Here is a 21,780-nt window from a genome sequence, read left to right on the forward strand (position 1 = left end):
GGACAGATTCGGTGCATAAAGGTACGTACCCGATTATCAGCCGTGATTCTCCTCGGCGAGCGTTTATATATCCGATTTCCGAACCTCGACAGTAGATGAGCGGTCAACGAAACGGCACTCCGACGACTTCTACCAGCCATCGACAGGGGGCGCTCCCGACGCCTCTCGTGTCGCCTCGGCGTGGCCTCTCCGGGTGGAGACGATGAGCACGTCTCCCGCCGGTGGGCCGACCCGTGCCGTCGTCGTCGACGACTCACGGTTCATGCGGACGCTGATTCGAACACTCCTCGAAGACGCAGACGTCGACGTGGTCGCCGACGCGAGCAACGGGAGAGAGGCGATTTCGGTTGTCGGTGAACACCGTCCCGACGTGGTGACGATGGACATCGAGATGCCCGAGATGAACGGCCTCGACGCGGTCGAAGGCATCATGGACGAGTGTCCGACACCCGTCCTCATGCTCTCGGCCCACGCCGAAGAGGACGCCGACGTCACGTTCGAAGCACTCGACAGAGGCGCAGTGGACTTCGTGACCAAACCCGGTGGCGAAGTCACCTCCGAGATGCCTCGCGTGAAACGCGAACTCGTCGAGAAGATTCAGTCCGCCGCGGCAGTGGACCTCCGCGCCACGCAACGACGGTCACGCCCACCGAAGACCGAGACGAAACGCCGACCCAAATCCGAGTCGACGACGCCGAAACCCTCTCTCACGGCACTGCCGCAAGAGGGGTCGACGCTCGTCATCGGCGCATCGACTGGCGGGCCGAACGTGGTCGAACGAGTCCTCGCTGCACTTCCGGCGGAGGCGGGGCTCCGGGTCATCGTCGTCCAACACATGCCGGAGGGCTTTACGAACCGATTCGCCGAACGACTCGACGGTCGCTGTGACTACGACGTTCGAGAGGCCGAAGATGGCGAACGAATCGGCCCCGGGCAGGTTCGAATCGCGCCGGGTGGATCACACCTCCTCGTCACCGGTGACCGTGCCGGCCGACTCACCCTCCACCTCTCCGACGACGAACCACTCCACGGCGTCAAACCAGCAATCGACCTCACGATGGCCTCGGCGGCCGAAGTTGTCGACGCACCGCTCGCCGGTGTGCTGTTGACCGGAATGGGTCGCGACGGCGTCGAGGGGATGTCTCGAATCAGTCGTGCAGGCGGTCACACGGTCGCACAGGACGAAGCAACATCAGCAATCTTCGGGATGCCGAAGCGAGCCATCGAAGCAGGCTGTGTCGACGTTATCGCACCCGACGGGCGCATCACCGACGAAACACTTCGCGGGATTTCTACCTGACCATGGACGAAGAACTCTACCAGGCATTCATCACCGAGAGCGAAGAGAGCATCACGCAGTTGAACAACTCCCTCCTGTCGTTAGAGTCCAACCCCGACGACACCGACGCCATCGACGACATCTTCCGGCAGGCACACACCCTGAAGGGGAACTTCGGTGCGATGGGCTTCGACAACGCCGCGACGGTCGCACACGCCGTCGAAGACCTCCTCGACGAGATTCGTCACGAACGGCTCGACGTAACTGCCGAGCGGATGGACCTCGTCTTCGACGGGATGGACCTCATCGTGGACATCCTCCACGACATCGAGGAGAACGGCGAATCGACGACCGACCCCACCGAGACGGTCGAAGAGATTCGTGCCGCCGCCCAGACCGGCGGTGACACGGGAAACTCGGAGCAGGTGGCATCTGACGGCCCCTCCCGCGAAGACGTCGACCTCCTTTCACTCGCTGCCGAGCGTGTGGATGTCGACGCCATCGACGCGGCAACCCTCGCACACGCCTACGTCGAACTCGGCGCGGGCCAGATGAAAAGTGTCGACGCCGGCATCTTCCTCAGCAACATCCCCGAGCGCGTCGATGTCGTCGGGTTCTCTCCGTCACGAGACGCCATCGAATGTGGCGAGTTCGACGACGGATTCGACCTGTTCGTCGCCAACCTCGCTCCCAAAGCAGTCGAATCGAGACTCGGCGACCTCTGGAAGGTCGAATCCGTCGACGCGACCGACGTCTCCGACGTACTCGACGGTGTTGCGTCCGCTGTTCCCGATTCAGACGAGACTGTCGATGCGGACGCGACCGAACAGGCTGTCGATGCGGACGCAAGCCAGCAGGTCGAACCTGCCGACGACGTAGCAGACGCGGACACTGACGAATTCTCCGCAGACGAACCGTCGGCGGACGACGCCAGCGGACTCTTCAGCGACGATTCGGACGCCGATGTCACCACCGACAGTGACACCGACCAGAGTTCGGACACCAGTGACGAGAAGAGCGTGGACACCAGCGCCGACGAGAACACGAAAACCGACGCCGATGACGGAGACAAAGACGCCAGCAACGACGCTGACGCTGACGACGGCGAATCGAACGACAAGAAGGAGGCACAGTCCATCTCCGCAGTCAAGTCCGTCCGTGTCGACGTCGACCAGCTCGACGAACTCCACGAACTCGTCGAGCAACTCGTGACGAGTCGGATCAAACTCCGAAACGCCATCGACGAAGAACAGCACACGGCGCTCGACACGCTCGACGAACTGGACAAAATCTCGTCGAACCTCCAGAACACCGTCATGGACATGCGCCTCATCCCGCTGAAGAAGGTGTTCGACAAGTTCCCACGGCTCGTTCGTGACCTCGCACGCGAACAGGACAAGCGTGTCTCGTTCACCGTCGAGGGCGCGGATATCGAACTCGACCGGACCATCCTCGACGAGATTTCAGACCCATTGATGCACGTGCTCCGGAACGCCGTCGACCACGGCATCGAAGAACCCGACGTGCGCGAAGCCAACGGCAAACCGCGGATGGGGACGATTAGACTCTCCGCACAGCGACAACACGACACTGTCATCGTGACGGTCGAAGACGATGGCGGCGGTATCGACGCCGACGCCGTCCGCGACAAAGTCGTCGCTGAGGGCGTCGAGACCCGCGAAGAGATGAACGCGATGCCCGACTCAGAGGTGTACGACTACATCTTCCATCCGGGCCTGTCCACCAACGACGAGATTACCGACGTCTCCGGCCGTGGTGTCGGGATGGACGTCGTGAAGACCACTGTCGAGTCGCTCGACGGGGCCGTCTCGGTCGAGAGCGAACCCGGGCAGGGGAGTACAGTCAACATCCGACTCCCCGTGTCGGTGGCGATTATCAAGGTCCTGTTCGTGCAGGTCGACGACCGCGAGTTCGGCGTTCCCATCAAGTACATCGACGAGATTAGCCGCCGTGAACGGGTGCAGTCGGTCAACGGTGCGGAAGTCATCGTCCACGAAGACACGATCTTCCCGCTGATTCGCCTTCGCGAAGCACTGGAAATCGACGCCCCCGAACTCGACCACGGGATGGTCGTTCGCATCCGCCCCGACGACAGACAGGTCGCACTTCACTGTGACGGCGTGACCAAACAGGAAGAAGTCGTCGTGACGCCGCTCCAAGGGCCGCTCTCCGGCGTCGACGGACTGTCCGGCACCGCCGTCATCGGCGACGGAAACGTCATCCCGATTCTCGACGTTTCGACGCTCGAACTCCCCGCCGAAGGGAAGCACGCGATGCGCGAGTTCGACCCGAGTGAACTCCCGAACACCGTCGAGGAGGCGGCAGACTGATGTCCTCGTCCAGTGCTGGGGATGCAGACTTCGAACGACTCTTGGAGTACATCGAAGACTCGCTGCGGTTCCAGACGAGTTCGTACAACGACGCCTACCTCGACCGGCGTATCTCTGCCCGAATGCGTCGGCGACGGGTCGACGAGTACGACGAGTATCAGAACCTGTTGCGTACGGAAGACGACGAACAGGCCGCGCTCCTCGACGCGCTCTCTGTCAACGTGACCAGTTTCTTCCGAAACCCGAAGGTCTGGGACGCACTCCGAGACGTCCTTCGTGACCTGAGTTCGAGGGGAAGCAGACACGACCCAATCAAGGTATGGAGCGCCGCCTGTTCGGACGGCCGTGAGGCGTACTCCCTCGCGATGCTCGCACACGACGACGACCACGTGGACGAACGACGAATCGAAATCGTCGGTACCGACATCAAACGCGAGATACTCCGCGCTGCACGAAACGGCGAGTACCGCGCCTCGGAGACGAACGACATCGCCGAACAACTCGACCCAATCGGGCGCTGGGACCGCTACGTCGACCGGGATGGCGACATCTTCCGCGTCAAAGACAAAATCACGGACATGGTCCGCTTCAGCAGGCGTGACCTCATCCGTGAAGACCCTCCGGGGACGTTCGACCTCGTCGTCTGTCGGAATCTGTTCATCTACATCAACGCCGAGTCGAAGCGTGCCGTCTTCGAGACGCTCGGGTCGGCCCTCAAGCCGAACGGCTACCTCACCATCGGGATGACCGAGACGATTCCGCCACGCGTTCGAACACAGTTCGACCCCGTCGAGAAACGACTGCGTATCTACCGCGCGAGCGACGCCGCGGCTCAGAGATAAGCGATGAAACCCGGTGAACACAAACTTGGAGACACTCGCGGACGCTTCCTCCAGGTTATCAAGAACGGCCGGGAGCGACACGACGTCGACTGGACGAGTGGCCGGATTCTCCTGTCGAACAAACGGCTCATCCTCGCAGGCACGGCAGGAAAACGGACGATCCCACTCGGGGATATCGAGAAACTCGGCGGCCGATTCGACGTCAATCAGCGAATCGCGACCGTCTCTGACTACTTCAGCCTCCGAATCCCATCGGGCGTCGTCCTCCTCGCACCGGTCGACTACGACGAGTTCGAGACCGATTTCTTCGGTGCGCTGCTGAACTCCGAGCAGTTCCTCGCGCGACACCCGGCGGTCGCTGGTGGCGTCGTCCAGAACACCGAGTGGGAGAACTCACGACTGAAAGTCGAAGAAGAGGCCGTGAGTATGGCAACCGTCGGTGGCAAGTTCGTCGAGATTCGCCTCGACGACATCGGCGCAATCAAGACGGGCGAACGGAAGGTCGACGACGACGTTCGGAGCGTCATCGAAGTCGAACACTCAGACGACGAAGGGACGAGTCTCCAGACGTACATCTCCGGGCCAGAACGAGCGATTACGTTCCTCTACTCACTCTTACGCGAAGGCGAGGAACTCTCGGAGACCTCTATCGAGTTGAGCGAGACGGACAAGCAGGTGCTCACCGCGCTCTACTCTGGGGTCGCCCCGTTCGATATCCCTGACTTCCTCGGCCTCGACGTCGACAAAGTAGAGGAACTGTTCGAACGCCTCATCGACCACAACGTCGTCGAAGAAGTTCGCATACGGCACGAAGTGCAGTTGAATGCCCGTGGCCGCAACATCGCGTCCGACGCCATCAACGAGCAGTAGCAGTCTGTTGCTTTTTCACGTCTTCTGCTGGAGATGGATGCTATGGCTCGTCGAAATTGAGGGAGTGTAATCGTTTGGTGACGTCGTGCTGAATAGAGTGTGCATATCTCGCAGAGCCACTCTGTCAAACTCGCTTACGAAGAGATGCTTTTCATGGTACTTTAGGAAGTACTGATAGCTTCGGTTTCAAGGATGGTCTTCAAATTCTCACCTTCTTCTTTTATATGTTCCCGAACGGCATCGAATTCACGCCGGTTGAGTCGAGCACCGATCGGTCCAGTGCGGACCTTGATTCGCTGAGTTAGGTCACAGCCGTCCTCGTGAGAATCGATAGTAAAGCTAATTGATGGCATGAGTAGCCCAACAAGCCGTGATGTTGGTGTGAACTCGATGTGTTCGCAAGGAACGATGTCCGTGAACCGCACGGTCTTCTGCTGTATCTTTCCCGCGATTCGTTCCTCGAAGTAGGCTTCTGCTCCCTGCACTAACCCGTTTCCGTCGGTCCATCTGAATTCAATGTGATCTGGATGCCATCGCTCGTAATTTTCATCCATCGTTTCGAAAAAGCGGTAGATGTCTTCCGGAGAGGCGTGTACTCTCGTAGATTCCTCTAATAGCATTTCTACTATTAATAGTTGGACTCTGAGAGCATAATCTTTTGTTCAAGGATTTGTTCAATTTTCATCGATGCTGTGATGGGCACACCCTCTGCATTCAGCACACCACATCTCTCAACCGCTAGCAATTCCGACAGAACCACTGAGTTCTCGCAGCCCCAGTGCCCTCAGACGTTCACGTCTTCTATCTCTTCGTTCACGACGAACCGACCCTGTGGCGTGAGCGAGGTTGGCAGCGAGTCGTCTTCGATGAGTTTCTCGTCGTTGAGGGTCTCCAGCGCGTCGTCGAGGACTGCCTGTTCGACGCCGAGGAGTTCGCTAAAGTCGACTTCTGCGGCCATCTCGCCGGCGGAGTAGAGACCGACGAGCACTTCGAGGCCCTGTTCTGTGACCTCCACGTCGCGCACGTTGGACTTGATCCAGTGGTAGACGAGTCGGAGGTAGCGCCCGAGGATGTTCATCTTCCGCCGGGATTTGAGGGATATCTCGGACGTGACCGTTTTCCCCTGTTCGACGTGCTGGACCGAGAGGACGAGCCGCTTTTCGTCGTCGACTGTCCGTTCGAGGACTTCGAAGAAGATGACGCTCGCGAGGTCGATGTGGAACGGTTCGCCGTGTTCAGTGAGTGGGCCGTCGTTGTCCGGGAACGTGACTGCCTCGTAGTCGAGGTGGAGTCCGGAGGGTCGGCGCGGTGTATCGAGGACGCGACCTCCGATTCGGGCAGGATGTGTAACCTGCGCTTGCGACCCGTTGAGTACCGCACGGAACAACAACAGGGTGAACTTCTCGATAGTCTCGCGGTCACCACCGATGACGGTCGTTCGTCGGCGTCTCCCGATGATGTATCCAACCATCACCGTGTAGTCGAAGAACTCCTCGACTTCCGGTGGGACCTGTCCGACGGCGATGTCGAAGATGGACGTGATGGGGATGTCGGTCTTCGAGTTCGAGGTGGCGAGGATGAGTCGACGTTGACTCATCAGGACGCGCCCCTTGACGGGTTCGAACGATGCGTTGCCACCGGCGACGAAACTGGCGACGAAGTCGACGACGATAGACTCTCCGTTGGCAGTGCGCTTTTCTTGGCGCTGTTTCGACTGCTTCCGTTCGTTCTGTTCGCGTTTGTCCGTTGGCTCGGACTTCTGCCGACGATACGCTTGCAGGAGTTCGCTCTCTGCGACGTCACCTCCCTCGGGCGTTCGAGCACGTGCTTGTTCGACCATCTGGTCGCCCGACTCACCTGTGTTCGACGTTGGTGGCTGTGTTGGTTCGTCCGTCATATGCTGATCAGCGCTCCTGCGAGCGACGAGGTGGCGACTGCCATGAGCGACCCGACCCAGACGAGCGCCACGAAGTGGAGGTACGCGTTCGCCTTGTGGCCGCCGTCGACCATCCGAATCATGAGCGAAGAGAGGAGGGCGTTGAACAGGATGATGAGGGTGAGCATGTACTCGATGAACGGCACGTCGTAGACGCCTGCGTAGATGAGCGTCCCGAACTGGAGGCTGTCGAGGTTCATCTGCGTCGAAAACGACGCGAGAATCTCGACGACTTCGAGGCCGATGAAGAACGCGAACGACGCAGACGCCGTGATGCCGTAGAGGACACCGATGAGCGTAATCGTCGACTGCTTGCGCTGCCGACGGAGTTTGATAATCTCGTTCATGTTCCGACTGATGAGTTCACCGAGGAGTTTCGGCTTCCCACCCATCGACCGGCCGACGTTGTACATCTCACTGAACTTCTGGATGAGGTAGGAGTTCGACTCGGCGGTGAAGAAGAACCACGACCGGTCGGGGTCGAGACGCATCCGAAGTCTGGTGTGCAGACGGCCGATTTCACGAGAGAGAACCCCGAAGTCTTTCTTCCGGAGCGTCTCCAACACGGCCGTCGTCGTACTCTGCTTTGCCGTCTCGGACGCCCCGAGCGCACGGATGAATCCGGGGTACTCGTCGTCGCGTTCGCCGATTTGCTTCTCGTGACGCCGGGCGACGATACCCGGGACGGCCAGCGGCGTCAGTGGGGTCGAGATGAGGAGCGGAACCGGCAGGTCGACCATGATTGGGCGGACGATTTCGCCGACGATGGTCAGATTGAACGTTCCCATCGCGAGGACGAACACCATGGCGATAGAGAGGCCGACAGCACCGTACAGGGTGATGTCGATCTGGCGGTCGGCTTTCGTTCGGTAGTCTCGCTGGTGGTACCACAGGGGGTCGTGTGGGGACATCGTCCGGATGACGAAGTAAAAGCCCAGCTGGACGAAGACGAAGAGCACGATGACTGCACCAATCGTCATCGTCGCGTCCGTCCCGGTGAGGATGGGAAGCACGATGGCGTTGATGATAGCGAACGTCATCGAGAGAATCATCGAGAGGTAGAGGTCTTTCATCACCTCGAGGTTCCCGAGGGCGCTCTCGTAGACGGTGATGTATTTCTGAATCATCGCGTTCTGCTCACCGAGCAGGAAGTCGTCGATGCTCTGACCGGCGTTGATGGCGTACGCGAGTCTGTCGAGGAAGTCTGAGAGCGGTTTCGACGGCACCTCGCGTGCGCGTCGGACACAGGCGTCGTCGAGCGACTGATTCCACGCGTCGACCAGTTGGACGATGCGGTTCATCTCCGTCGCCAACTCACCGTATTCTTCTTCACGCGCGAGCGTGCGGAAGACGGCGACGCGGTCGATGTTCGTCGTCGAAAGCACCGTCATATGCGTGATGAGCAGGTGAATCTGGTTTTCGAGGCTTCGCCGGGTCTGTTCGACGAGGAGACGCGGGTAGAGGACTGCACCCCCGAGGAGCAGCGCCCCGAGCATGAACACGGGGATGCGGACGAGGATGGGGAGAGGAAGTGCGATTGCACCGGCGATAGAGAGGAGAAACGCCACGATACCGGGTCCAAGCACGAACACGAGGTACCGCGAGAGGTCCATCGGCATCTTCTCGTACGACTCGACGACGTCGCTGACGAAGTCTCGAACCTGAACCGCTTGCACCGACGCGTTCGTTTCCCCGGCCATCTGGTTACACCCTCGCCATGTCGAACGGCAGTCCCTCGGTGCCGTCTCGGTAGTAGTCCTCGATGAGTTCGTTCACTTCGTGGTAGCCGAGGACGTTCTCCTGTATCGCACGGCGGATGAGCTCTGCCCGGAACTTGATGTCGTCGTAAATCTTCCGCGTGTCGTCGTACCCGAGGAGCGTCGCGACTTTCTGTTCCATGATGAACGAGTTGTTCATCCCCTGGAACACGATCTCGTCGTTGACGGGGTCCCAGTAGAACACCTCACGAGTGACGACACCGCCCATCTCCTTCGAGTACCCCTCTATCTCTTGGACACTCGTCACGCGTCGGAGGATGTCGTTGCCACGCTTCACGCGGTTCTGGAACAGCGCGATGTCACAGTTCGACATGAACGTCTCGGGGACGTTGATGGGGTCGCCCGTGAACCGCTGAATCATCGAGACGATGTCGGATGCGTGGAACGTGAGCATGACCGGGTGACCGGTCTGTGCTGCCTGGAACGCCATGCGGCCTTCCTCGCCACGAACCTCCCCGACGATGATGTAGTCGGGACGGGAACGAAGCGCCGCCGCAACGAGGTCGAACATGTCGACTTCGGAGTCAGAGCCACGCCCTTCACGCGTGAGGAGTTGCTGCCACGTATCGTGCGGTGGCAACACTTCGGCGGTGTCCTCTGCGGTGTAAATCTTCGAATCCTGTGGGATGAACGAGAGAATGGCGTTGAGCGTCGTGGTCTTGCCCGACGCCGTCTCCCCGACGACGAACACGGTCCGTTCGTTCTCCAGTGCAATCCAGAGGTACGCCGCGAGTTCGGGTGAGACCGTCCCCCACTTCGTAATCTGCAGGATGGAGAGCGGAACATCGTCACCCTGACGAATCGTGAGCGACGACCCTTTCAGCGACACGTCGTCGGAGTAGATGATGTTGATACGCGACCCGTCTGGGAGCGTCGAGTCGACGATGGGGTGGGCGTCGGAGACGGGGTCACCGATGCGCTCACCCATGTTGCGAAGCCAGTTGTCGAACTGTTCTTTGCTGTCGAACTCGACGCTCGTCTCCAACAACCCGAACGTCCCGTGGTCAACGTCGACCTGTCGGGGGCCGATGACGTGAATGTCTTCGTTCTCCGGGTCGCGCATAATCGGTTCGAGCGGGCCGAGACCGACGATGTCGCGGACCAATCGGTACTCGATTTTGTCGTAGGTCACCTGCGAGACTTCGATACCAGCGACGTCGAGTCGTTTCGCCACCGATTCGAGTGGCCCGTGGTCTTCGCCTTCGATACGGACGATTTCTTCGAGGAGCTCTTCGATTCGCTCTTCGTAGTCGGCACTCTCTTCGGGTGCCGGCTTGGAGACACTGCGTTCGAGCAGTTTGTCTTTCACCCGAGCGAACACCTCGAGTTCGTCGTCGTCCATCTCCGGTTCGATGACGTAGTACTTGGTCGTCTCACCGAAGTTGCCGTAGATTTGGCAGAACACGGGGCCACCGAGATGGTAGAGGATGTTCGGACGACGCGACTCGTAGTCGCCGGGTTCGTCGACGAGCATCGGAAACTCACCCGTAATCTGTCGGAACCGCTTGAGGTGGTCCCGCAGGTGCGGCCACTTCATGGCGAGGCGCTTGAGGTCGTCCGAGAGTCTGGCAGAGCCGTGTTCGGTCGCCATCTATGCCACGCTCCTCGACTCGATGACGAGCCCGATTCCTGACCGGACGGAGAAGCCGACGCGGTCACCGACCTGTTGGCCCATCCCCGCGAATCGCTTCACGAAAATGTTCCGACGGACGTCGTTTCCGACCTCGACCATCTCGAGTTCGAAGTAGACGTCGGCAATCGACCGGAACGGTCCGATCGAGCCTTCGTCGACCGACGACGGGTCGACGGTGAGGATGATGGTCTTACCCTTCGTCGTCAACTCACGGAAGAACGAGATGATTTCGAGGGCCGCCTGTCGCTCTTCGTTCTGTCGAACCAGTGCTTCGAACTGCGGGTCGTTGCGGAGGATGGCGTCGAACGTGTCGATGATGATGACGTCTGCGTCCCAGAGCGTCTCTGCGTCCATCAACCGGCGGAGGAGTTGCTTTCGCTCCTGTTGACCGCCGGAGAGTGCGCCACTGCTGTCGATTTCGGCCTGTAAGAACAGGATTTCTTCGTTCAACAGGTGTTTGACGACGTCGTACGACAACGAGTGCATCTGGTCGAGGAAGCCACGGACGCCCAACTCCGTCGAGACGAGCGTCGTGACGGTGTCTTCCTGACAGAACCCGTAGCTGAATCGCTGCGAGAGCACGCTCTTTCCGGCGCCGTAGTCGCCTTCTATCAGGACGATTGCGCCCTTCGGCATGCCGCCACCGAGTTCCTTTTCGAGACGGTCGTGCCCCGATAATCCGAGAGAGTATTGACTGCTCATGGTACGTAGAATTCGAACACCTCTTCGTCACCGTCGACGACGACTTTCAGTCGATGGTCGGCGGACTGCGAGAGGCTGAGGTTGGTGATATCCAGTCGAACGACGTTGCTTGGACGCCACTCGGTGCCGTCTTCGACGGTCACGGTCACGTCTGACTGGGATTGGTACTGTGCATCGACGATGAGATCGAACCCACTGGCCGTCGCTGGGAGCGTCCGTAACCCGGTGTTTTTGACGTACACGGACAGGGTGTCACTCCCGGTGTCGTAGACGCCGCCTTCCGGGTCGCTGATGACTTCGATATCCGTTCGGATCTCTGAACTCACGTCACCGCCACGTTCGTCGACCGAACTGCTGATTCCAGTGACCGTGTCGATAAGTACGCCGGAGACACCGGCAGCGACGACGATGCTGGCGATAAACAGGATGAGACTCGGCACGGAGATGTCAGCCATTTAGCTCACAACTCCCGTCGCAGCGACGCCGTTCCCAGTGACGAGTTTGACACGGGTCGGTGCGCTCGGCTCTGCCACGTCTATGGAGAGCGTCCCACCGGGATGCCACAGGTTTGTCGCCTGACTGCCGTCGACGCTCGTGGTGTCGGGTGCCGTGAAGTTGTTGTCGACGAGTAACGTCGTCTCGTCGACTGCCAGCGTTTCGGCACCAGTGTTCGTGACGTTCACAGTGAGCGTTCCCGTGTCGTAGGTCGCGTTCGTGAGAGAGATCGCGGTGTTCTGTCGTTCGAGGGCCAACTCCGCGTCGGCGTCTCGCGCCTCGACGAGGTTCTCTGCCGCGTGAGACGTCGCTGTGTAGAACGTCCCTGTCGCGATGAGGACGCCCAAGAAGATGATTGCGGTCGAACCACTAACACCGAATCCCATCGATTTCCCCTCCGTAGGCGAGTACCTCTTCGAACAGTCGTCCGGCAGGAACGCCGTCGGCGAGTCTGCTGACGTAAGCCAGACTCGTCTGGTGGTCCTCGATGCGTAGTTCCGTGTCGTCTTCGGTGTCTATCGCCGCGGCGATCTGTCCGACGTGCGCGTTCAGTTCGTTCTCGACGGGACGCGAAATCCACTCCTGTTCGCGGTACTGGCGGAGTGCGCGTGAGGCACCGAGCGCACCGCCGACCGAGACGAGGTGTTCGGCCCATTCGATGACGAGCACTTCGGCGACGTAGCTCGCGGGTAACTGTGTGAGATACGCGTTCGACTCCACCACGGCGGCCTCGAACGGTTCGTCTACCGGGTCGGCTGCTTCCACGGACTCGGTCGGTTCGTCGTCCTCGTCCGAACTGGCGCCCAACTCCTCTTTTGCCATCGCCGCAGAGGCGTACTCTGCTTCCAGTTCGTCGAGGGTCTGTTCGATGTCGTCGTGGTCGTCGCCAGACACGGAGTCGGATTCGTCGGTTAGCTCTTCGGCAGTGACCTCGGGTTCGACCTGCTCGTCGGTCGGCGGCGTGTCACCGTCGTCGTCAGAGACGACTGGTTCGTCGAACTCGGCTTCTGATTCGACCTCGTCGAGGTCAGCGCCGTCGTCTTCGTCGTCGTCCCAGCCACCGGACTCCTCGTACTCTTGCTTGAGGTCGTCGAAGCTCGCGCCACCGGCCGTTCCAGCGCCCGAATCGTCGTTCTCTTCGAACCCGTCGTCGAGTGTATCTGCCGGACTCTGACGCTCTGCGTCGGTGAGTTCGTCTTCGGCCGCGAGTTCGGCTTCTTTCTCGCCAGTCTCGGCGTCGAGTTCGCCGAAGTCGTCGTCGAAGAACGACTCTGCGTCTGCACTCGCCACTTCGGGGTCGAGGTGCTCTTCGTCTTCTGCTTCCGCTTCGAAGAGCCCGAAAGAGCCACCACCGTCGAGGCCGCCCATCTCACGGGCGTCGTCGACGAACGGGTTGATACCGCGGGTGACCATCTCGTAGATGTCGAGCAGTTTTCGAATCGTATCTTCGAGCTCTTCGACCGTCTCGCCGATCTGTTTGTTCTCTTCGCGGACGGTGTTCATCCCTGACGAGATGGCGCTCACTTCGTTCTCGAGTTCTCCGACTCGGTCCTCGAGCTCTGCGAGTTCCTCGTTGTTTCCGTCGTCGAATCCGCCGAATCCACCGTCGTCGAATCCGTCGTCGAGGTCGTCGCCGAAGTCACCAAACTCGTCGGAGAGATCGTCTATCCCCTCCTCGAATCCAAGTCCATCGTCTGATGACATATGTTGGTCTTCCGTTTCAGCATCGTCCCCGGCGTCGGCAGTCTCCGTGTCGTTCATCCGTTCCATCATGCTCGGGGCGGACACCTCCACACTGCGTGTGGCGTGTTCTCCCCGAGTGGCTGCCTGTCACCCACCAGGTCGTCGGACCGGCCGGGGACGGCCGACAGACCCGAGGGAGCAGGTAACATTAGTGCAAGGTACGTAAGTCGATACAAGAAAGTTCCCGTCCCGTTATCAGAAGAGATATTCAGGCAGGAGAGAATTTCAATATCCCAGCCACATAATAAAAGTCTGATGGAGGCGTAGCGCCGGTAAGAAGAATTATCCGGCGGGGGAACAGATGGTCGTTCGACAGTCAGCACTCGTCTCAATCAAATTATGACAGAACTAGTCAAGACCGGTGTCGAAGGACTCGATTCCATCCTGAACGGCGGTATCGTAAAGGACGCCGCAGTGCTCATCAGCGGCAACCCGGGGACAGGAAAGAGTATTCTCGGGCTGCAGTACCTCTACAACGGCGTCGACCAGTTCGACGAAGGTGGGTTGTATCTCACGTTCGAAGAGGCCGAAGACGACATTCGGGAAGCGGCAGAGTCCATCGGATTCGACCGGTGGCACGAGTACGTCGAATCGGGAGATATCAAAGTCTACGACAAGCGAACGCTCCTCCGTGACGGAGACTTCTCTTCGACGCTCGACCGCATCCTCGACGACTTACAGGATACCAACTACGACCGACTCGTCCTCGACTCACTCACGATGTTCCAACTCTTCTTCGACGACGAGAAGGAACAACGACAGTATCTCCTGAAGTTCATCGACATCCTGAAAGACAGCGGCCTCACGTCGCTGTTGACGACAGAGCAATCCGCAATCTTCCCCGAGACGGATATCGGTCTCGAGAACTTCCTCACCGACGGGAACATCTACCTCATCCAGAGTCCCGCCGGCGCGACGAGCAACCGATACATCTGGGTCGCTAAGATGCGCAAACAGAGCATCAAGAACTCCATGTTCCCGCTGGAGATTGCACACGGCGGAATCAAAATCTACGAGCAAGCGGCGGGCTTTTCGATGGTCGGCGAGTCCCCGCCGTGGTTCGGCGAAGAGACCGAATAACGACTGGCGTTCGTTTTTATTTCGCTTTACCCCGAGTCCAGTGACGTTGAATCACACAGAGACGACTGACACGCTTTGAGAGTCATCATCGAGCGCCGCCGCTCAGTGGGACGTAAAATAAAGTAAAAACCGCTCGTGGCCGTGGTTACAGTTCGACCGGTTCGCCTTCGGATTTCCCAGCGAGTTGCTGCGGCATCGTCAGGATGACCTGCGTCGTACCACCGGTACGGCTCGTAATCTCGAGGTTGACGGTTTCACCAGTGGAGAGGCCGCCGGTGTTCGTCTCGATCGCGGAACTGTTGATCTTGACCTCGTAGCGGTCGTTCATGCTGTTGAGGACACCGAAGGAGTTGTCGTCGTCAGTGACTTCGGTGAGGTTGAACGAGGTTGCCGTCGCGTACGTCTCTGCAGTCGTACTGTTCGTCAACGTCGTCACCTCGGTTTCACTGAGGTACTTGATCGACGTCTCGTTCATGTCGACTGCGTCCGACCCCGCGGCGAGACGGACCGTCATCGTGATGTTGGCGATGTCTTCGTTGCCGCCCACCGTACCGTGGGTGTTCAGCACTTCGACACGGTTCGTCACTTTGTTCACGCTTTGCTGCCCGGCGTCTTCAGCCGTCGCCTGCAGGAATCCTGCCGTGTTCACGAGGACGCCCGCCGCGATCGCAGCGACGAGAACCATCGCAATGAAGACGATGAGCGTACCGATACCGACCTGACCGCGATCTTCGTTGTTGAGTTTATCGAACATTGTAATCACTCCTACAGAGCCACCGGGTTGTTGTTCTGCTTCCCAGCGAGTTGCTGCGGCATCGTCAGGATGACCTGTGTCGAGCCACCCGAGCGACTCGTAATCTCGAGCTTCACCGTCTCACCGGTGGAGATACCTTCGCCGTTCTCCTCGATCACCGACGCGTTGATGATGATCTCGTAGCGGTCTGCCTGGTTGTTCAGGACAGGGAACGAGGTGTCGCCGCCGTCGTCGAGCTTGTGGGCTGTGAATTCAGTCCGGTTGAGACCTTCACCAGCAGCACCGCCCGAAAAGGCACTGACGTTTCTGAGCGTGTCCCCAGTCGCATCAGTCTCGTTGTTGTAGACGAGGTTTCGTGCGGTCTCGCCACTCAGGTACTTGATGCTAGTATCTTCCAAACTAACACTGCCAGAACCTGCTGCGAGGCGAACGGTGAGGTTGATGCTGTCGACAGCCAGCCCGCTACCACTGTCGTTGACCATTCCGTGTGTCGACACGACGTCGAGGCGGTTGGTGACTTTGTCTACACTTTCCTGTCCTGCGTCCTGTGCTGTGGCCTGCAAGAAGCCAGCAGTATTGACGAGGACACCCGCCGCGATTGCGGCGACCAAAACCATCGCGATGAAGACGATGAGGGTCCCGATACCGACCTGACCCCGGTCTTCAGTTATGTTTTCGAACATGGGTTGTCGTGGGGGCCGCACTCTGGCGAGCGGCGACCTTCGACTGTTCACTTGAGTAGGGTGTACATAACGATACGGCCCTCAATATCAATTCTGATATCGAAGTGCGGTAGCGCAATTACAGAGAATACTTCGGGCGCTCACGCGAGGGTAGAAACTCGAACAGTTCAGAAAGCAGAGGAGAAGAGTACGGAGCCGAATAGGGTCAGTCTTGTGCGATCTTGCGCCAGACGTCGTCGAGTTTGTTCTTGACCTCTGGGCGCTCGGTCACACTCACAGTGTAGTCGTCGCTTTCGAACCGGACGACGATTTCGTCGACTTCACGCCGATACACGTTGGTCCGGCGGTGTTCGTCCGAGAGGACTCTGTCGTGAAGTTCAAGAAGCCCGGCTGCCGTCAGTTCCTCGATTCGGCGATAACAGGTTGCGATGGGGATATCCAACATCTCGCTAAACTCCTGTGCCGAGTGTGGCTCTTCGGCGGCGCGGAGGATGTCAGGGTTGTATTCGTTTCCCAGTGCAGAGAGGGTCCTGTCAGACTCCATAGATGGAATTCACTCGGTTCGCACGGCTTGTTAATATGTTGGTTGCCGAGTTGGCACGTTCTCAATTGTAGTACTGTAAACACAAGTTCCGTTCTTCGTCCGGACGATGGAATTATATATCGCCACTCCGAGCATCCGGCGATGGACGACGACGAGCGTCCAAGGCGTCGACCACGAGCACAGGGCGTGGTCGACACTGACGACCTCGATATCAGCCACGACGAGCGGGTCGCCCAAATCGAATCCGGGCGCTACGTCATCACGACCGGTGGGACACCGCCGAGTCCGGAAGATTTCTCGACAGACGACGAAGACGAAGCCGAACCGCAGAACTCCCCAGATGACACCGAGGAGACCAGCGGTGACGAGGGTGGAGAAACCGACCAGACCGACCAGACCGACCAGACCGACCAGACCGACCAGACCGACCAGACCGACGACCGGCCAGAAGTCGTCCTCCCCCGGGACCCACGGAAGCGAGCGATTCTCGCACGACGGCTCCTCGCCGAGCGTGTCGGGTCGATTCGGGCAGACCACGCGGTCGTTGCGACGGCGTTGGTCGATGGAAACGTCGAACGGCACGAGAGCGTCTCGAACGACGTGACCGACGTCTTCCACTCGATGGTGAACTGGTACGCGAACGCTGTCGGGAGTGGCGAAACTCCCACCGACGAGGTGCTTGGAATTCTGCTCTTGGCTTCTGAGGTTCAGGTCACATACCCGGGTCGTGCAGTCGCAGCACTCGCAGCGTCTCACGGACTCGGTCGAGACGACTCGATAGGCAACCTCCTCGACGCTGTCGAGGAGTCAGGTGCGTCGTTCCCGCCGCGGAGTCGTCGCTGAAACTCCCTCTCTGTGAGCGTTCGTTCTCTGTTCGTCGCTCGAACAGGTACACTGTCGCCTATCCGTATCAGCCTTGATAATGGGGTGGAAGGCTTTATACGCTGATTTTTGGAAATTTCGACGTATGGCAAGCAAGGTACTGGTCGTGGACGACTCTGCGTTCATGCGGAACCTCCTCAAGCAACTCCTAGAGGACGAACACGAAGTCGTCGGTGAGGCGGAAAATGGCGTCGAGGCGGTCGAACTCTACCGAGAACTCGACCCCGACGTCGTCACAATGGACGTCGTCATGCCGATTCGAAACGGCATCGAAGCAACGTCCGAAATCAAGTCGCAAGACCCCGGTGCATCGGTCATCATGTGTACGTCGGTCGGACAGGAAGAAAAGATGCGTGAGGCTGTCGAGGCCGGAGCGGATGGCTACATCACGAAACCGTTCCAGAAACCGAACGTCCTCCAGGCGATCGCCGACGTCATTCAGGCAGAGGCATGAATCTCGACGTACGGTCGCTCCGCACGTTTAGCCGCCTCGCCCACTCGGGCGCTGAGAAGGCGGCGGGGTCGTTGACTACCCTCGCCGGCATCGACACGTACGTCAACGTCACGAAAGTCGAACTGGGAACGAAGGCAGACGTCGAAAACGAGCTCAACGAACGTGACCTCGTGAGCGTCGAGATTGGATTCAGCGGTGGCTTAGACGGCCGCACGGTGTTGGCGTTTTCACCGGCGTCCGCCGAACGCATCGTCGAGGCACTGATGCCAGAAATCGACCCGACTGACGCCGATGGCGAACTCGCCGCGAGCAGTCTGAAGGAAGTCGCCAACATCATGCTCGGTGGATTCATCGACGGATGGGCCGACTACCTCGACACGTCGATCGACATCACAACCCCGACGTACATCGCCGACGGGAGTTCGGGGCCACTCGAAGGCGTGGAGACCGAGGGCTTCGAACACGAAGACGACGAGCGCATTCTCGTCTTCCGGAACCAACTCGAAGCAGCAGACGACGCAGTCGGGTTCGACCTGTACATGGTCCCGTCGCCTCGTTCTATCGGCACCATCGTCGATGCCAGTGGTGACGACGGCGCACTCCCGGTCGAATCGTTCGCCGCGTTCTCCGAGATGATCTGTGACGGGGCGAATCAGGCGTCAGACGACATCAGCGCGATGACTGGCATCGAGACTGCCGTCGAAGTGAGTCGATTGAGTTTCGTCCCGATCGAGGGCGTCCCCATGTCGCTGACGGACGGGGTTCGCCGCGGTGTCGTCTTGGAGTTCTCCGGAACGCCGAGCGGCTACATCGCGATTCTCTTCGACGAACCCTCTGCCGAGAACATCGCGAGTTCGCTGCTCCCGGGTATGGAGGCCGACGAAGCGATGCGACAGAGTGCAATCCAAGAGATTGGAAACATCGTCACCTCGGGGTTCCTCGATGGGTGGGCGAACGCGCTCGAAACCACGATCGAAATCTCGCCACCGAATCACGTCCACGACATCGGGTCGGCTATCATCGACCCACTCGCAACCGACCTCGCACAGTCGCAGGAGTACGCGTTCCTCATCGACTCGACCATCCGGACGAACGACGACGAGTTCACCTGCGATATCTACGCACTCCCGGACGAGACGGAGTTACGGAAGGCGCTCGAACAACTCTCCCCCGCGGCCTGACCCAGTCTTGGAGGCACCCCAGAAATGCAAGTGTACACCACGGACACCCCCACCGCGACGTCTGGCAGAGTCAAAGTCGGTATCGCAGATTTCGCCGTCGACAGCGACGGGAATACGTTGACGACGAGCGGACTTGGGTCCTGTATCGGCGTCGCACTCTACGACCCCGACACGGGCGTCTCCGGTCTCGCTCACGCGATGCTTCCAGAATCGGACTCGAGCGCTAGTAACCCAGCGAAGTACGCCGACACCGGTATCGAGTCGCTCTTCTCGGAGATGCAGGACGCTGGTGCCAACCCCGACCGAATCGTGGCGAAACTCGCTGGTGGAAGCAAGATGTTCGATTTTACGTCGACCAACGGAATGGGAAGTATCGGAGAGCGAAACGTCGACACGGCGCGAAAGACGCTCGAACAACTGGGCGTCGACGTCGTCGCGATGGACGTCGGTGGTGACCACGGCCGGTCCTTAGAACTCGATGCAGCGACCGGAGACCTCCGAATCCGGAGCGCGAACGCTGGCGATAAAATTCTCTAACGGTCACGTTTTCCAGTCACCAGAACCGTTCCGACAGCTGGTTCGTAATAATCCATTATCATCGTTGATAACAGCTCGGGTAGATTTATGACACCTGCTTCGAATTCTCTCACCGAAACGGTACGATAGTCGCGTGTGACATCTCACGTAGCGTTCTTCGCTACCAACCCAGGTCGGGGGACTTGGGAAAGTCGTACCGTCTACCACGAGGTGACCTATGTACTTGGACCCGGACGACTACGACCCTGACGAAATTCGACGCATCGCCCGTGACTCGCCACAACAGCGACGAAACGGAGACTCTCGGTTCGAGGACCGAAGCCCGTTCCGCTTCAACAATCCGCTGTTCGACCGAAGTCACCAGCCAGCCTCGGAGGCCCTGCGTTCGAGCCAGCTCGAACACTTACTTGTCCACCAGTCACGCGGAGACGACGAGGACGGTGTCGAGAAACCGTATCTTCGGTCACTCCCCGACAAGTACGGCGCCGAACGCGTCGTCTTCGATTGGCTCGAGTTCCTCGTACTCAAGGGCGGATTCAAGCGGGCGATGGACGCACTTCGCTATTATCAAACGGTCGACTGGCTCACCGCTGACGTCGAACAGACCCTTCGGGACTACTTGCTCGGTTTCTCGGCAGCGGTCGAAGAACCGACGGACCTCGACGTCGACGACCACCTCCTGAGCCTCGTCTACGTCGCCCGGCTCTCGTCGATGGTCTAACGACGGCGTTCCGGTCTCGATATCGGTCTCTCCTTGTGTAAACGAGTTTACCCATCATGACTGACTCCTTCGACATACCCTTCGAACCCCGACACAGGTGGTAACGTATGGCAAACAATGCTGTCGACGCAGCGGTCGCTAACGGATGCACCGACGCACAGCAACCCGACGGCTCCGACGACTCGACACCACCCAAGTCAGAGAGCGACCTGTCGGTTTCTGACGGCGTCGACACTTCAGCCACGTCCGACAACGAACCGACCCCGACTCCAATCGGCGTCAAACTCGGCAGTGACAGAACCGTCGTCGTCTTCCGCAGGGACGACGGCAAGCGCGAGACGATTCGAACACGTTCGTGTCTCGCCGTCTCCGACGAATCGGAAAGCGATGACTATCTCGCCTCCGGTGAGGAAGCCGAGACGCAGTACCCCGACCAGACGACGTACGTTCTCAGTTCGGGGCTTCCGGGCGATGCAGCACGAGCAGAGCTGACAGAACAGTTCTTCCACGAACTCTGTACGGCCCACGACCTGCCCGAACACAGCGCCGTCGTCTACGCCATCCCGATGGTCGACGACGAAGTCGGTCTCGCAAACCTCTCCACCCTCGTCAAAGCGAGCGATATCGGTGACGTACTCGCCCGTGGATACCCCGAGTCACTCTGTGGGTCGATTCCCGCCCTGAGCGACGACCTCGCCGCAATGGAGCAGATATTCGCCGCCATCAACCTTGGGGCGACGACGCTCGAAGCGTGCGCATATCGACGCGGCGAACAACTCTCTCCGTTTTCATCCACTGCTGCGACTGGCGACACCGTCGACCACGCCATCGTCGATGCCATCGCCGCAGAGACGGACGGACGCGTCGAACTCTCCCCGGTCGTTGCGCGTGGCTACAAAGAGACACACGCAGACTTCGACTCGTTCGAACCGTTCACCGACGTGGTCAGCCACTCCGACGATGCCGAACACGAGTTCACCGTCGAAGCGGGCGTGATGGGTCCACTCGAGACGTACCTCGACGACGTCGTCGACGAACTCACCGCCGGGTTCTTCTCACGACTGGCAACCGAACACATGCGGTCGTACCAACTCTCCCTCACACGACCACTCGTCGTCACCGGCGGGATGGCCTGTATTCCCGGCCTCACCGACGAGTTAGCGAGTCGACTGAGCGAGGAACTCGACCGCAGTGTGACCGTCGTCACCGCCGACGACCCCGACCTCGCCGCCGCGGAAGGTGCGTTTCGTATCGCCGACCGTCTCGCATCCACACACTGAGCGCCGGTCTGGTTTTTCAGAAGTCGTTTCAGCAG

22 protein-coding genes are annotated in these 21,780 nt (G+C 59.4%); 11 read left to right on the forward strand and 11 right to left on the reverse strand.

Annotated features, from left to right (window positions below):
• The first annotated feature begins 202 nt into the window (after positions 1 to 202).
• The 4 genes from cheB to GJR98_RS11940 are packed head-to-tail and all read left to right on the forward strand — an operon-like array spanning position 203 to position 5,342.
• Entirely contained in the window at positions 203 to 1,300 is a 1,098-nt protein-coding gene (cheB, locus tag GJR98_RS11925; protein ID WP_151138747.1) for a chemotaxis-specific protein-glutamate methyltransferase CheB, read from the forward strand.
• Between the two features lie 2 nt (positions 1,301 to 1,302).
• Positions 1,303 to 3,630: a chemotaxis protein CheA gene (locus tag GJR98_RS11930; protein WP_151138749.1), complete on the forward strand. Its 2,328-nt coding sequence runs from the start codon at positions 1,303 to 1,305 to the stop codon at positions 3,628 to 3,630.
• Complete coding sequence (locus tag GJR98_RS11935) at positions 3,630 to 4,472, forward strand: CheR family methyltransferase (RefSeq protein WP_151138751.1); 843 nt, start codon at positions 3,630 to 3,632, stop codon at positions 4,470 to 4,472. The genes GJR98_RS11930 and GJR98_RS11935 overlap by 1 nt, the downstream gene beginning before the upstream one ends.
• Before the next feature lie 3 nt (positions 4,473 to 4,475).
• Positions 4,476 to 5,342, forward strand: coding sequence for a CheF family chemotaxis protein (locus GJR98_RS11940; RefSeq protein WP_151138753.1), 867 nt, complete (start codon positions 4,476 to 4,478; stop codon positions 5,340 to 5,342).
• 161 nt (positions 5,343 to 5,503) lie between these two features.
• Here the strand turns inward: GJR98_RS11940 and GJR98_RS11945 are convergent, their stop codons facing one another.
• The 8 genes from GJR98_RS11945 to GJR98_RS11980 form a co-directional block, all read right to left on the reverse strand.
• Positions 5,504 to 5,962 carry an SRPBCC family protein gene (locus tag GJR98_RS11945; RefSeq protein WP_151138755.1) on the reverse strand — a complete coding sequence of 153 codons (459 nt, stop codon included), beginning with the start codon at positions 5,960 to 5,962 and terminating at the stop codon, positions 5,504 to 5,506.
• A gap of 164 nt (positions 5,963 to 6,126) precedes the next feature.
• Positions 6,127 to 7,182, reverse strand: a complete 1,056-nt coding sequence (locus tag GJR98_RS11950) for a CheF family chemotaxis protein (RefSeq protein WP_191965488.1) — start codon at positions 7,180 to 7,182, stop codon at positions 6,127 to 6,129.
• Between the two features lie 53 nt (positions 7,183 to 7,235).
• Positions 7,236 to 8,978: an archaellar assembly protein FlaJ gene (gene flaJ / locus GJR98_RS11955; protein ID WP_151138759.1), complete on the reverse strand. Its 1,743-nt coding sequence runs from the start codon at positions 8,976 to 8,978 to the stop codon at positions 7,236 to 7,238.
• Between the two features lie 4 nt (positions 8,979 to 8,982).
• Positions 8,983 to 10,647 (reverse strand): type II/IV secretion system ATPase subunit, encoded by a 1,665-nt coding sequence (locus GJR98_RS11960; RefSeq protein ID WP_151138761.1) that lies wholly within the window; start codon positions 10,645 to 10,647, stop codon positions 8,983 to 8,985.
• The gene (locus GJR98_RS11965) at positions 10,648 to 11,391 is read right to left on the reverse strand and encodes an ATPase domain-containing protein (RefSeq protein WP_151109208.1); all 744 of its coding nucleotides are present in this window, start codon (positions 11,389 to 11,391) and stop codon (positions 10,648 to 10,650) included.
• A complete protein-coding gene (locus GJR98_RS11970) occupies positions 11,388 to 11,846 on the reverse strand; it encodes a flagellar protein G (RefSeq protein ID WP_151138763.1) in 459 nt (152 codons plus the stop codon). Before GJR98_RS11970 ends, GJR98_RS11965 begins: the two co-directional genes overlap by 4 nt.
• Complete coding sequence (locus GJR98_RS11975; RefSeq protein WP_151138765.1) at positions 11,847 to 12,272, reverse strand: fla cluster protein FlaF; 426 nt, start codon at positions 12,270 to 12,272, stop codon at positions 11,847 to 11,849.
• Positions 12,256 to 13,659: a flagella accessory protein C gene (locus GJR98_RS11980; protein ID WP_191965489.1), complete on the reverse strand. Its 1,404-nt coding sequence runs from the start codon at positions 13,657 to 13,659 to the stop codon at positions 12,256 to 12,258. The genes GJR98_RS11975 and GJR98_RS11980 overlap by 17 nt, the downstream gene beginning before the upstream one ends.
• Before the next feature lie 309 nt (positions 13,660 to 13,968).
• On the opposite strand from GJR98_RS11980, the gene GJR98_RS11985 reads away from it, so the two are divergent.
• Entirely contained in the window at positions 13,969 to 14,709 is a 741-nt protein-coding gene (locus GJR98_RS11985) for an RAD55 family ATPase (protein ID WP_151138767.1), read from the forward strand.
• A gap of 145 nt (positions 14,710 to 14,854) precedes the next feature.
• Here GJR98_RS11985 and GJR98_RS11990 read toward each other — a convergent pair whose 3' ends face one another.
• From GJR98_RS11990 to GJR98_RS12000, 3 genes are all read right to left on the reverse strand, one after another.
• Complete coding sequence (locus GJR98_RS11990; protein ID WP_151138769.1) at positions 14,855 to 15,463, reverse strand: archaellin/type IV pilin N-terminal domain-containing protein; 609 nt, start codon at positions 15,461 to 15,463, stop codon at positions 14,855 to 14,857.
• 11 nt (positions 15,464 to 15,474) lie between these two features.
• Positions 15,475 to 16,146 carry an archaellin/type IV pilin N-terminal domain-containing protein gene (locus GJR98_RS11995; protein ID WP_151138771.1) on the reverse strand — a complete coding sequence of 224 codons (672 nt, stop codon included), beginning with the start codon at positions 16,144 to 16,146 and terminating at the stop codon, positions 15,475 to 15,477.
• Positions 16,147 to 16,351: 205 nt separating this feature from the next.
• Positions 16,352 to 16,690, reverse strand: a complete 339-nt coding sequence (locus GJR98_RS12000; RefSeq protein ID WP_151138773.1) for an ArsR/SmtB family transcription factor — start codon at positions 16,688 to 16,690, stop codon at positions 16,352 to 16,354.
• A gap of 141 nt (positions 16,691 to 16,831) precedes the next feature.
• On the opposite strand from GJR98_RS12000, the gene GJR98_RS12005 reads away from it, so the two are divergent.
• The 6 genes from GJR98_RS12005 to GJR98_RS12030 all read left to right on the forward strand — a co-directional run bounded on the left by GJR98_RS12005 (position 16,832) and on the right by GJR98_RS12030 (position 21,745).
• On the forward strand, positions 16,832 to 17,533 hold the full coding sequence (locus GJR98_RS12005; RefSeq protein WP_151138775.1) for a DUF7500 family protein: 702 nt from the start codon (positions 16,832 to 16,834) through the stop codon (positions 17,531 to 17,533).
• Positions 17,534 to 17,657: 124 nt separating this feature from the next.
• Positions 17,658 to 18,026: a chemotaxis protein CheY gene (cheY, locus tag GJR98_RS12010; protein WP_151138777.1), complete on the forward strand. Its 369-nt coding sequence runs from the start codon at positions 17,658 to 17,660 to the stop codon at positions 18,024 to 18,026.
• A complete protein-coding gene (locus tag GJR98_RS12015; protein ID WP_151138779.1) occupies positions 18,023 to 19,207 on the forward strand; it encodes a chemotaxis protein CheC in 1,185 nt (394 codons plus the stop codon). Before cheY ends, GJR98_RS12015 begins: the two co-directional genes overlap by 4 nt.
• Before the next feature lie 24 nt (positions 19,208 to 19,231).
• A complete protein-coding gene (locus tag GJR98_RS12020; RefSeq protein ID WP_151138781.1) occupies positions 19,232 to 19,744 on the forward strand; it encodes a chemotaxis protein CheD in 513 nt (170 codons plus the stop codon).
• A 217-nt stretch (positions 19,745 to 19,961) separates the two neighbouring features.
• Positions 19,962 to 20,465 carry a FlaD/FlaE family flagellar protein gene (locus tag GJR98_RS12025; RefSeq protein WP_151138783.1) on the forward strand — a complete coding sequence of 168 codons (504 nt, stop codon included), beginning with the start codon at positions 19,962 to 19,964 and terminating at the stop codon, positions 20,463 to 20,465.
• 107 nt (positions 20,466 to 20,572) lie between these two features.
• A complete protein-coding gene (locus GJR98_RS12030; protein WP_225316398.1) occupies positions 20,573 to 21,745 on the forward strand; it encodes a hypothetical protein in 1,173 nt (390 codons plus the stop codon).
• Positions 21,746 to 21,780 lie beyond the last annotated feature (35 nt).

The sequence above is a fragment of the Haloferax marinisediminis genome, from assembly GCF_009674585.1.
GTDB classification, from domain to species: Archaea; Halobacteriota; Halobacteria; order Halobacteriales; family Haloferacaceae; genus Haloferax; species Haloferax marinisediminis.